Raw genomic sequence first — 11,819 nt, 5'->3', positions numbered from 1 at the left:
CAGCCGAACACGACGGCGCCGGCCAGGTCGGTGCGTACGCCGGTGAAGGAGTCGAGGTGCGCGGCGGCGTCCGGGGCGCACACGGAGTCCAGGCAGATCGCCTTGAGGTCGCGCCGGGCCCGCTCGGCGTCGAGCGGGTGGTCCCGGACCGGGTCGCTCCAGCCGTGGGCCGCCCGGCGCCGGGCACGGTGCGGGGCGTGTGCGTGCGGTGTGGTGCGCAGCAGCCGGGCCTCGGCCGCGCCGAGGTCGTAGTGGCGGTAGCGGTCGCGGACGCCAGCCCGGGCGAGGAACTCGGCCAGGGAGCGGGGCGCAGGGTCGCCGTCCGGCCGCTCCAGCCGGTCGCGGCGCCTCATGATTCGGCTGGTTCGGCTGGTTCGGCCGGTTCCGCCGGATCGGCGGACGTGTCGAGCAGCCGGGCGAGGCGCCGGTGGGCCTGGCCGAGATGGGAGCGGACCGTGGCCTCGTCGACGCCCATCACGGAGGCGGCCTCGCCGGGGGTGCACTGGAGCCCGTACCGCAGGAGCACGGCGTCGCGCTGGCGCTCGGCGAGCCGGGAGACGGCGGAGTAGAAGCGGATGGTGTCCGTCAGTACCTCGTACTGGTCGGCGTGCGCCTCCTTGAGGGCCGCCTCGAAGGCGCTGATGTCCATCGGCTCCGGCTCCTGCTGCCAGGGGTGGAGCCGGAGCTGCCGGTCGACCAGGCAGTGCTTGAGGACGGTCCACGCGTACGCGTCCAGCCGGTCCATGTGGAGCATCCGCAGCCAGTCGCCCATGATCGAGTCGAAAGTGGCGTCCACCGCCGCCTCGGCCGCCGCGTCAGAGCCCAGCTGCAGGTACGCGAAGCGCATGTACGCAGGGCGCCGGCCCGCATGGAAGGCCCAGTACGACAGGCGCGCCGTCGGGTCCCACTGGCTCATGGGAGTCGGCCGCCGACGCCGGCTCGGCAGTCCCACGGCCCCACCGGACTCCTCCGGTCCGCCATCGCTCACCGCTCCACCTCATCCCCTGGTGCGCAGAACAGGAAAGCAGTGAGGGCGCACTCGGAGGGCGCAGAGAAGAAACCTGGGAAGCATTGCGTCGCAGATGATCGAACCGTGATCGGTCTCGATCGCGCGAGGCTCCAGCCAGCACGTATGCATATGCCGCCTGCCGGTGCCGCCGTATCACCGGTCGGTCCTCCGGTCGGGCGCGCCACCGTCCCGCTGTACCATGGGCCCGATCGCGAGGGCCGTGACGTAAGAGGTCACTGTCCTCGCTTTTGCTTTACGTCCACCCGAAACAAATGCGGCGCGTGGCCTTTCGGCGGTTCGATACGATGACCGCACTCACAGTCCGTGACGTCACGTTGCACCGCACATAGGAAATGGAGCATCCGAGGATGGCTCGACACCTGATCACCAGCGCGCTTCCGTACATCAACGGGATCAAGCACCTGGGCAACATGGTCGGGTCGATGCTTCCGGCGGATGTGTACTCCCGGTACCTCCGCCAGCGCGGCCACGACGTCCTCTACATCTGCGCCACCGACGAGCACGGCACCCCCGCCGAACTCGCCGCCAAGGAGAACGGCATCCCGGTCGCCGAGTTCTGCGCGCAGGCCCACGACGCCCAGAAGGCGGTCTACGACGGCTTCGAGCTGTCCTTCGACTACTTCGGCCGCAGCTCCTCGCCGCAGAACGCCGAGATCACCCAGCACTTCGCGCGCAAGCTCCAGGAGAACGGCTTCATCGAGGAGCGCGCGATCCGGCAGGTCTACTCGCCCGCCGACGGCCGCTTCCTGCCGGACCGCTACGTCGAGGGCACCTGTCCGCACTGCGGCTACGACAAGGCCCGCGGCGACCAGTGCGAGAACTGCACCCGCGTCCTGGACCCCACGGACCTGATCGAGCCGCGCTCTGCCATCTCCGGATCCACCGATCTCGAGGTCCGCGAGACCAAGCACCTCTTCCTCCTGCAGTCCAAGCTCCAGCACGAGGTCGAGGCCTGGGTGGCCGAGCACGAGGAGGAGTGGCCGCAGCTGGCCTCCTCGATCGCCCGCAAGTGGCTGACCGAGGGCCTGCACGACCGCGCCATCACCCGTGACCTCGACTGGGGCGTGCCGGTCCCGGCCGACACCTGGCCCGACCTGGCGGCCGAGGGCAAGGTCTTCTACGTCTGGTTCGACGCCCCGATCGAGTACATCGCCTCCACCAAGGAGTGGGCGGACGCCGACCCGGAGAACCGCGACTACAGGTCCTGGTGGTACGAGGCCGAGGACGTCCGCTACACCCAGTTCATGGCCAAGGACAACGTCCCGTTCCACACGGTCATGTTCCCCGCGACCGAGCTGGGCACCCGCGAGCCGTGGAAGAAGGTCGACTACGTCAAGGCCTTCAACTGGCTGACGTACTACGGCGGCAAGTTCTCCACGTCGCAGAAGCGCGGCGTCTTCACCGACCAGGCGCTGGAGATCCTCCCGGCGGACTTCTGGCGCTACTTCCTGATCGCCAACGCCCCCGAGTCCGACGACTCGTCCTTCACGTGGGAGCACTTCGCGGCCACGGTCAACAAGGACCTCGGCGGCACCCTCGGCAACTTCGTCAACCGCGTACTGACCTTCTCCCGCAAGAAGTTCGGCGACGAGGTCCCGGCCGGCAGCCCCGCGGGCGAGGCCGAGGCGAAGCTCGGCGAGCAGATCGCCGAGCTGCTGGCCGAGTACGAGGGCCACATGGAGACCCTCCAGTACCGCAAGGCCGCGGCCGCGCTGCGCGCCCTGTGGTCCGCCGGCAACGCCTACCTCGACGAGAAGGCCCCCTGGCTGGAGGTCAAGACCGACCTGGAGGCGGCGGCGCTCACCCTGCGCACCGCGATGAACCTCATCCACCTCTACTCGGTGGTCTCCGAGCCGTTCATCCCGGCCTCGGCGCGCGCCATGCGCTCGGCGTTCGCCCTCGCCGACGACACCGCGACGTGGGTGACCCCCGAGCAGGCCAAGGCCCTGGACGCGGTCCCGGCCGGCACCCCGTTCACCGTGCCGCCGGTGCTCTTCGCCCGGGTCACGGAAGAGGACCTGGAGTCCTACCGCGAGCGTTTCGGCGGCACCGAGGCGGGCTGACACCCCCGAGAACCGTCCGACCGGAGGGGCGCGACCACGGGTCGCGCCCCTCCGGCGTACCCGGGCGCACGCCCGACGGGCTCAGCCCCCGGCGCTGGTGAAGGTCCGTACCGCCGTGTCGAAGTAGGACCGCGCCTCGGCGGCGCGCCCGACCGGGGCGGAGACCCACACGTCGTACAGGCGCCCGCCCTCCTCCCAGCACAGGTCGCGGGTGTGCCGGGGGCCCTCGGCCGTCGAGAAGCCGTTCCAGGTGAACAGCCACAGGGCGGCCTCGTGGCCGTTGTGCGTGCTCACGGCGACCTCGGCGTCCCGGTAGCCGGGGTTGTTCGTCGGCCCCTTGGCGTGGGAGCGCTGGTGCACGGCGAGCGGACCGCCCGACTCGGGGGCGGAGATCTTGATGCCGATGCGGAAGCTCTCGTCCGGCGACATGTAGAAGACCCGCGGACCGTCGGTCGTGCGCGTGAAGCCGTCGGGGACGGCGAGCGCGAAGCCCGCCGGGTCCTGGACGACCCCGTAACCGGCGGGGGCCGCCTTGTCGTCCGACGGACCACCGGTTCGCCGGCCGGGCGCCGACGGCACGGGAGCCGGCGCGGAGACCTGCGCGCCCGGCGGCGAGGCCGGAGCGCCCGCGGCACCGCTCGTGGCCGCGGGCCGGCCGGTGCGGTCGGCGGGGTCGTCCTCGTTCATCAGCAGCGCGGCGGCCGACACGCCGGCGCCCGCGATCGCGGCCACCAGCAGGCCGGCGATCAGAGCCGCGCCCGGCCGCCGCCGCGCGGGGGCGCCGGCCGGCTGCGCCGTTACGGGCGCGGTCTGCGCCGCGGGCCGCGGGGCCGGCTCGGGTGCCGGTTCGCGTGCCGGCGCGGGCGTCGTCCGGGCGTCGGACACCCCGGGCACGCAGCGCCGCGTCGGCGTGTAGTCGGCCGCCGACGGCGCCAGCGCCCGCAGCATGTCCTGCGCCCGGTCCGCGTCCAGCCGTGCGGCGGGGTCGCGTTCCAGCAGCCCGCGTACCACCGGCAGCAGCGGCCCGCACGCGGCGGGCGGCCGGATCTCGTCGTAGACCACCGCGTGCAGGACCCCGCCCAGCGAGTCCCGGCGGAAGGGCGACGCCCCGCTGACCGCCGCACACAGCAGGGCGCCCAGCGACCACAGGTCGGACTCCGGCCCGGCCGGAGACTGCGCCGACATCCGCTCGGGCGCGGTGTACTCGGGAGAGCCGACGAACGCCCCGGTCGCGGTCAGGGTCGTCGCCCCCGACACCTGCGCGATCCCGAAGTCGGTGAGGACGGCCCGGCCGCCCGGAGCCTCCAACAGGACGTTGGCCGGCTTGATGTCGCGGTGCAGCACGCCGGCCGCGTGCGCCGTCCGCAGGGCGCCGAGCAGCGCGATCCCGATACCGGCGGCCTCGGCGAGGTCCACCGGTCCGGTCCGGGAGAGCCGGTCGGCCAGCGAGCCGCCCTCGACCAGCTCCATGACGATGTACGGGCGTTCGCCGTCCTCGACGACGTCGTGCACCACGATGATGTGGGGGTGCTTGACCTGCGCGGCGGCGCGCGCCTCGCGCAGCGTGCGCTCGCGCTGGAGCCGGGCCTCGTCCAGGGACAGCGCCGGATCGAGGACCATCTCCTTGACGGCGACGCGTCGGCCGAGCAACTGGTCCGTGGCGCGCCACACGACACCCATGCCGCCGCGCCCGAGCTTGGCGTCCAGTCGATAACGCCCGGCGATCAGACGGGCGTTCTCCCCCTCGGTCAGCATGGCGCCATCATGCCGCATCGCCACCCGGCCCGTGGACCCGATCCCGTGCGGATTCGATCTTCACCGGTCCGCCGCGTGTCGAAGCCGGGACGTGATCGTTTCTTCAGACGTAACCCTCATGTCTGCTGCGGAATCGGGAGGACGCGCGGTGACCGCTTGGCAGTACTTCGCCGGGGCGGGCCTGGTGGCGGCGCTCTGCCCGCTCCACGGCCATGTGGCGGTTGCGGGCGACGGCCACGGCCGTGGGGCCCGCGTCGACCTGTGCGTGCCCGCCGGCCAGCCGAAGCGGCCCGGCGTACCGCCTTCCGGCCGGCCCTCGGTACGGGTCGCCGTGCCCGGCGCCGACGGGCCGACGGTGCACCACCCCGGGCGGATGCCCGCGCCCGCCGCCGCGGTGCGGCCCGGGCGGCCCGCGGCGGCGCCGCCCGGGCCGGCGGAGCCGTCGGCCCCCGCGGACGTCGCCGGGCCCCTTCCCGCGGCGGAAGCGGTGGCCGCGCCGGCGGAGCCACCGCCGCCCGCGCCGGGGCCCGGGGAGGCTGCCGGGCCGGCCCCGGCCGAAGCGTCCGCCCCGCCCCGGCCCAGGGCCGCCGCCGCGCCCGTGAGCGCCTTCCACGTGCGTCCGTACCGTTCGGTCGCCGTACAGCGGCTCGGCCCGGGCGGAATGTCCACCGTGATGCTCATGGTCGTCGTCACCACCCCGGCCGTACTCGCCGCCGCCGCCCTGCGCCCGCGCTCCAAGAGCCGCGGCTGACCCCGCCGCGCGTCCGCCACCTCCGTGGCTGCGCCCGACCTCCGCCCGACCTCCGCCCGTCTCCGCCCGACCTCCGCTCCTCTCCGCCCGACCTCCGCTCGTCCCCGATCCGTCCACCGATCCACACCGGGAGAATCCACGTGTCCGAATGGCTGGTCCTGGCCATTGCCATGGCGCTCGTCTGCGCCCTCGTCCTCGCCATCACGGCGATCCGGCACCGCCGGGCCGCCGAAGACGAGGACACCAGCGAAACCCCCGACGTCATCGAGTACATGACGATGATGGTGGGCGTGGTCTACGCGATCGTCCTGGGCCTGGCCATCGCGGGCGTATGGGAGGCGCGCGGCGCCGCCGAGGACAGCGTGCGCCGGGAGGCACAGGCGCTGTACGAGGTCACCCAGCGCGCCGACGTCTACCCGGCCGCGGTCCGCGACCGGATCCGCGGCGAGGTGGACGCGTACGTCTCCCACACCGTCGCCGTGGACTGGCCGCTGCTGACCTCCGGCGAGGGCGCGTCGGCCGAGGGCGGCGCGCTGCTCGGCAAGCTCCGTACCTCGGTGACCCACCAGAGCCCGGCCACCGAGCTCCAGGCGCAGGCCTACCAGCCGCTGCTGGACCACATCGCGGCCGCCGACGAGGCCCGCCACTCGCGGACCCAGAGCTCGGAGTCGACGCTGCCGGGTGTGGTGTGGTTCGGGCTGCTGGTCGGCGGGGTGGTCACCGTCGGGCTGATCTTCACGCTGCAGATCCGGCGCTCGGGGCGGGAGCTGCTGCTCGCGGGGCTGTTCAGCGCGCTGATCGTGTTCCTGCTGTTCATGGTGTGGAGCTTCGACGCGCCGTACGGGCGGGACGGGATCGACTCGGCCGATCCGTTCCAGGAGCTGTTCCCGAAGACGGCGGTGGCCGCGGCCCGCTGAGCGGGACGGCGGCCGGGGGAGTGGCCGGCCGGTGCCCTGACGGGGTACCGGCCGGCTGCCGCGATCGGCCGGCTGCCGCGATCGGCCGGCTGCCGCGATCGGACGGCCACCGGTCAGACGGCCACCCGGCGCCGGACCGCCTGCACCACCGGCGAACGCCGCAGGGCGTCGGAGATCCGCAGGAGGTCGCGCGGCCCGTCGGAGGTGTCGAGCAGGGTCTCCTCGTCCTCGCCGATGGTCTGCCCGTCGGGGTCCGCGGAGCGGGCCCGTACGGCGGCCGCGACCATGGCGGCGTCGCCGACGGCGCGGGCGGTCTCCTCGTCGGCCCCGTCGGCGAGGGCGCTGTCGTAGGCGTCGTCGCGCAGGCCCTTGTCGAAGTAGGGGCCGAGGTGCAGGAACCCGTCGTGGATGTCGGACTCCCGCTGGATCACGCGCAGTTCCGCCGCCGACCACCAGGCCATCTGCACGGAGGGCGTGCCGACGGGCGCCGAGATCTGCACCTCCTGCCACAGCGCGCCGAGCCGGCGGTACGTGGCCCAGGTCTGCCAGTGGTCCGAGAGCCGCTGGCAGACCAGCGGGACCACGAAGCCCATGGCGCTGATCAGCGCTCCCAGCGAGGCGAGCGGCGGAGCCACGTAGGTGCTCAGGCCGTCGAGGTCGTTGCCGAGCCAGCGGGCGACCACGGCCGTCATCTTCGTGGCGTCGTAGCCGAGGTTGAAGAGGTACCCGGCGACGATGATCATCAGCCCGATGCGCAGCCAGCCGCGCACCTTGAGCGACCAGCGCCAGCACAGGACCACCATCACCACCGCCGCCACGTGGTGCGCCAGCAGGTAGAGGGCGATCATGTGGCCGACGTAAGGCGTGTTCGCGTAGAAGGTGTCGAAGTCCCGCAGGCGTTCCTCGGGGGCCTCACCGAGGGCGAACAGGACGACCAGGGCCACGATCACGATGCTGTAGCCGAGGATCCAGCGGCGCGAGACGCGCCTGGTCCGTTCGGGAGACCCGCCCCGCCAGTTGACCATCAGGACCAGGCAGGAGGCGCTGAAGGCGGTGATCAGGCAGTAGACCAGCGGGGCGGAGAAGTTGGCGATCCCGGTCCAGCGGTTGACCGCCGCGATGGTGGGCGGAGCGGCGAAGGCGAACACGGCCCCCGCCAGGGCCAGCAGGGCGACGACCGAGCGCAGGAGCGGGTCGCGCCAGTTGTGCCGCAGGGCCGGCAGCTTGAAGGCGAGTGAGACCGCCATCGCTGCTGCCGGTATGTAGTAGTCCTCACCGGTCAACGGTCGTTCCTCAGTCCCCGGTAGCCCAGCGAGGCCTCGATCCGGCCCGCGAGATCGTCGCGCTGGACGGGGGCCCGGTGGCCGGCAGACCCGGCCAGCCAGTTCCTGCAGCGGCTGCCCAGCAGTAAGCCGAAGGTCTCGGCCTCGGTCTCCTCCTGGACGTCGGCGCGGGTGCGCGCCGCGACGCGGCGGACCGTCTCGCCGATGTCGGCCTCGTCGGACAGCAGCCGCGCGGCGACGGCGGCGCCGTCGACGTGGTGGCTGCAGTGGCCGGCCTTCATGTGCCACAGCTCGTGGCCCAGGATGACCAGTTGGTGGTCGGGTGCGGTGCGTTCCTCGATGACCACGAGATCGCGGTCCGCCATGTCGAGCCACAGACCGCTGGCCGTCCGGGGAGGGAACGAAGCCATCCGGAAGTCGACCCGGCGGCCGCGGTGTCTGCTCATGCCCTCACAGAGGGCAGCGTAGAGGTCCACGGGTTCCACGGGGGCGGTCAGCCGGATGCCGGCCACCAGCTCCCCGCACAACCGCCGCTGCTCTCTGCCTATGCTCACCGTTCTCCCCGTCGGCGCGGATCCGGATCAGGACTCAAGGATCAGACCCAGACTTTCGACTGGGTCAGGATTCGTTCGGTTTGACGCTTTCGAGGAGCATGTCCAGCCATTCGGTCACCTTGTCCCGGTGCTTGTCGCTGGGCAGTTGGGCAGCGCGCCATGCGATGCCCCGTACACCGTGGTTCTGCAGGAGTCTTGCCAGCGGATCGCCTGCCGATGCGCCCGAGGCCGGTACGGTTTCCCGCGCCCGTCCCGCGTAGTCCTGGAGGAGCTGTTGCTCGGTCCGCTGGAGCGCGTCGGTGAGGGCGTCGGCGTCGTGGGCCGTGAGGAACCCGGCGTGCACCCCGAAGAAGCGCTGGATCGCGTCGCAATGCTCCATGGTGGGGCGGCGGTCGCCGTTGATGAGGGCTCCCGCCTGCTGCCTCGACATGCCGGCGCCGTCCGCGATCTCCTGCTGCGTGTAGCGACGGCCGTTCGGCTTGACGCGGGTGCGCCGCAGCAGGTCGAGACGCTGCAGGAAGCGGGCCTGGAGGTCGGGTTCGCCGGCCGGCCTGCCGTCGAGCAGGGTCTTCACCACATCCGTGGGCACGCCCGAAGCCTCGGAGAGGCGTCGCAGGTCGAAGACCTGGCTGAGGTCGCGGCCCATTTTGCCCGCGAGTTCGGCGACGCGGGTGATGGTCGCTGCCAGGGGTGCGTCGGCCACCGCGACGGGAGCCGGGAAGCCGTCTGTCACCAGTGGTTCTCCTAGATCGCGCGAAGTCGGTACGGCACATGGTCGGCTTCTGGAATCTAGCCGCTCTCGCCCTGAAGGGCTAGAACGTGCCACAGCTGTGGCGGGAATGAGCTGTCAAGAGGCTGGAATTGCCACAATAGTTGACACTCGAATGAAGTCGGTAGCAGGATCGCCACACGGAAATGAAGATCCAGACCGGAGGAGGGGGAGCTCTCAGTGCCACATCTCGCAGCGGTGGGCCCGTCCGATGGACTCGCCCGAGCCGGTGAAGAACGCCTGGCGGGCGAGGAGTCCGCGCGCGGTGCCGTGCGGTCGGAGCGACGCAAGGAGATTTTGCGCCAGCGCCGCGAAGAGCTGGGGCTGAGCCAGGAGGACCTCGCCGCCCGGCTCCGCATCAGTGTGCGCGCGTACGGCAACTGGGAACGCGGCCTGGTCAAGGAATGGACGGACCGCAAACTCCTCGCCCTGGCCGAGGCCCTGGAGATGAGCGAGCGCCAGTGCTTCTGGCTCTTCCGCGTCATGGTCGACCGCGACCCGCCGCCCACGTGGCGGGCCGCCGACGAGAACCGGCTCCCCGAGGACCCGGCGCAGCGCGACTACCTGTGCGACTACGCGGCCCTCATGGAAGCCGTGCCCTACCCGAGCTTCCTGGTGGACCACCGGTGGGACGTCGCCCTCACCAATTCGGCCTTCGACCAGCTCTTCCAGTCGGTACGGCCGCACCCGACGGCCCTGCCGGACGACAACTTCCTGCGCTTCGTGCTGTTCCACCCGGACGCCGCGGCCGTGCTGGAGGACCACGAACCGGCCTGGTGCGTACCGCTGCTCGCGCAGTTCGCGGCGGCACTGGCCGAAGCCCCGGAGGACGAGGGCCTGTGCAGCATCCGCCAGGAGGTGGCCCGTGACCCGTTCATGGAGGCGGCCTACCGGTACGGCGTCCCCCACTGGCTGAGCAAGCGCGGGCCGGAGGCCGCCGAGCAGGACGGGGCGGTGCGCACCGTGCGCCACCCCGACCCGCGATGGGGCCTGGTGCGCTGCCGGATGGTGGCCGAGACCAGTCGCATGCTCGACGAGATGGGGCTCACCCGGATCACCCTGATCCTGTCCGGCCCGCTGGGCGTGCCGACAGGTCCCGTGCGGGGCAGCGCGGCGGTCCCGCACGAGCAGGGAGCCAGGCTGCGCGCCGTGCCGTCGCTGGGAGAGTGACCGAACGGGGCAGACTGGCGGGCGGACGCCGGCCGGAGGTCCCGTGCCGCCGATCGTGTCATCGATCGTGGCACCGGCATCCGGGCGGGCAGCCGCACCGGGCGGGCGTCCGCACCTGCATCTGCACTGGCGAAGGGCGGTAGGGACGTGCGGCTGACGATCCTCGGCGGAGGCGGATTCCGGGTACCGCTCGTCTACGGAGCACTGCTCGGGGACCACGCCGAGGGGCGGGTGTCCCACGTGACGCTGTACGACGAGGACCCCGCGCGGCTCGCCGCCATGGCCCGGGTCCTCGAAGACCTGGCCGCGGCCGCCGCGGTGCCCGACGCCCCGGCCGTCACGGCCACCCGGGACCTCGACGAGGCCCTGCGCGGGGCCGACTTCGTCTTCTCCGCCATCCGCGTCGGCGGCCTCGAAGGGCGCGCCGCCGATGAGCGCGTCGCCCTGGCCGAAGGCGTCCTGGGCCAGGAGACGGTGGGCGCGGGCGGGATCGCGTACGGACTGCGGACCGTACCCGTGGCCCGCGGCATCGCCCGCAGGATCGCCCGTGTGGCCCCCGAGGCGTGGGTCATCAACTTCACCAACCCGGCCGGCCTGGTCACCGAGGCCATGGCCGAGGAGCTCGGCGACCGGGTGATCGGCATCTGCGACTCGCCCGTGGGCCTCGGCCGGCGCATCGCCCGGCTGTTGGGCGCCCGGCCGGAGGACGCCTGGATCGACTACGTGGGCCTCAACCACCTGGGCTGGGTGCGCGGGCTGCGCATCGGCGGGCGGGACGAACTGCCGCGGCTGCTGGCCGACACCGACGCGCTGGAGTCCTTCGAGGAAGGCCGCCTCTTCGGCGCCGAGTGGCTGCGCTCGCTCGGCGCGATCCCCAACGAGTACCTGCACTACTACTACTTCAACCGTGACACCGTCCGGGCGTACCAGGAGGCCGCGCAGACCCGCGGAGCCTTCCTGCGCGACCAGCAGCGCGGCTTCTACGCCGAGGCGGGCCGGGCCGGGCTGCCGGCCGGTGCGGCCCTGGCCGCCTGGGACCGGACCCGGGCGGAGCGCGAGGCCACGTACATGGCCGAGAACCGCGAGGCGGCCGGCGTGGGCGAGCGCGACGAGAGCGACCTGGAGTCCGGGGGCTACGAGAAGGTCGCCCTCGCGCTGATGCGGGCCATCGCCCGGGACGAGCGGGCCACGCTGATCCTGAACGTCCGCAACGGCTCGACGCTCTCCGTCCTGGATGCCGGAGCGGTCATCGAGGTGCCCTGCCTGGTGGACGCGAACGGCGCCCACCCCCTGGGCGTCGAGCAGCTGCCGCTGCACGCGGTGGGGCTGGTGACGGCCGTCAAGGCCGTGGAGCGGGAGATCCTGGCGGCGGCCGCGAGCGGTGCGCGGGCGGACGCCGTCAAGGCCTTCGCGCTCCACCCGCTGGTCGACTCGGTGGCAGTGGCCAGGCGGCTGCTCGACGGCTACGCGACGGCCCATCCGGGCCTGGCCCACCTGCGCTGACCTGCCTCGCCGGTCCCCGGGCCG

The 11,819-nt window shown here is 72.7% G+C and carries 10 protein-coding genes; 5 read left to right on the top strand and 5 right to left on the bottom strand.

Annotated features, from left to right (window positions below; translation table 11 throughout):
- Positions 1-349 precede the first annotated feature (349 nt).
- Positions 350-916 carry a sigma factor-like helix-turn-helix DNA-binding protein gene (locus OHA91_RS07815; protein ID WP_328738911.1) on the bottom strand — a complete coding sequence of 189 codons (567 nt, stop codon included), beginning with the start codon at positions 914-916 and terminating at the stop codon, positions 350-352.
- A 461-nt stretch (positions 917-1,377) separates the two neighbouring features.
- Here OHA91_RS07815 and metG point away from each other — a divergent pair, with 461 nt between their 5' ends.
- A complete protein-coding gene (metG, locus tag OHA91_RS07810) occupies positions 1,378-3,093 on the top strand; it encodes a methionine--tRNA ligase (RefSeq protein WP_031157962.1) in 1,716 nt (571 codons plus the stop codon).
- Positions 3,094-3,174: 81 nt separating this feature from the next.
- Here metG and OHA91_RS07805 read toward each other — a convergent pair whose 3' ends face one another.
- Positions 3,175-4,848 carry a serine/threonine-protein kinase gene (locus OHA91_RS07805; protein WP_328738910.1) on the bottom strand — a complete coding sequence of 558 codons (1,674 nt, stop codon included), beginning with the start codon at positions 4,846-4,848 and terminating at the stop codon, positions 3,175-3,177.
- A 148-nt stretch (positions 4,849-4,996) separates the two neighbouring features.
- Here OHA91_RS07805 and OHA91_RS07800 point away from each other — a divergent pair, with 148 nt between their 5' ends.
- Both OHA91_RS07800 and OHA91_RS07795 read left to right on the top strand, forming a co-directional pair.
- Positions 4,997-5,599, top strand: a complete 603-nt coding sequence (locus OHA91_RS07800) for a hypothetical protein (protein WP_051893923.1) — start codon at positions 4,997-4,999, stop codon at positions 5,597-5,599.
- A 140-nt stretch (positions 5,600-5,739) separates the two neighbouring features.
- Positions 5,740-6,516: a bestrophin-like domain gene (locus tag OHA91_RS07795; RefSeq protein WP_031157956.1), complete on the top strand. Its 777-nt coding sequence runs from the start codon at positions 5,740-5,742 to the stop codon at positions 6,514-6,516.
- A 113-nt stretch (positions 6,517-6,629) separates the two neighbouring features.
- On the opposite strand, the gene OHA91_RS07790 is transcribed toward OHA91_RS07795, so the two are convergent.
- From OHA91_RS07790 to OHA91_RS07780, 3 genes are all read right to left on the bottom strand, one after another.
- Positions 6,630-7,799 carry an MAB_1171c family putative transporter gene (locus OHA91_RS07790; RefSeq protein ID WP_328738909.1) on the bottom strand — a complete coding sequence of 390 codons (1,170 nt, stop codon included), beginning with the start codon at positions 7,797-7,799 and terminating at the stop codon, positions 6,630-6,632.
- Complete coding sequence (locus OHA91_RS07785; RefSeq protein ID WP_030030910.1) at positions 7,796-8,353, bottom strand: hypothetical protein; 558 nt, start codon at positions 8,351-8,353, stop codon at positions 7,796-7,798. Before OHA91_RS07785 ends, OHA91_RS07790 begins: the two co-directional genes overlap by 4 nt.
- Before the next feature lie 64 nt (positions 8,354-8,417).
- Positions 8,418-9,086, bottom strand: a complete 669-nt coding sequence (locus tag OHA91_RS07780) for a helix-turn-helix domain-containing protein (protein WP_031157952.1) — start codon at positions 9,084-9,086, stop codon at positions 8,418-8,420.
- A gap of 216 nt (positions 9,087-9,302) precedes the next feature.
- On the opposite strand from OHA91_RS07780, the gene OHA91_RS07775 reads away from it, so the two are divergent.
- Both OHA91_RS07775 and OHA91_RS07770 read left to right on the top strand, forming a co-directional pair.
- Entirely contained in the window at positions 9,303-10,292 is a 990-nt protein-coding gene (locus tag OHA91_RS07775; protein ID WP_266493520.1) for a helix-turn-helix domain-containing protein, read from the top strand.
- Positions 10,293-10,439: 147 nt separating this feature from the next.
- Positions 10,440-11,795: a 6-phospho-beta-glucosidase gene (locus tag OHA91_RS07770; protein WP_266493523.1), complete on the top strand. Its 1,356-nt coding sequence runs from the start codon at positions 10,440-10,442 to the stop codon at positions 11,793-11,795.
- Positions 11,796-11,819: the final 24 nt, after the last annotated feature.

It is taken from the genome of Streptomyces erythrochromogenes (assembly GCF_036170895.1).
In the GTDB taxonomy this organism is placed as follows: domain Bacteria; phylum Actinomycetota; class Actinomycetes; order Streptomycetales; family Streptomycetaceae; genus Streptomyces; species Streptomyces erythrochromogenes.
The sequence above is the reverse complement of the archived record's forward strand: the minus strand, read 5'-3'. Positions and strand labels throughout refer to the sequence as shown.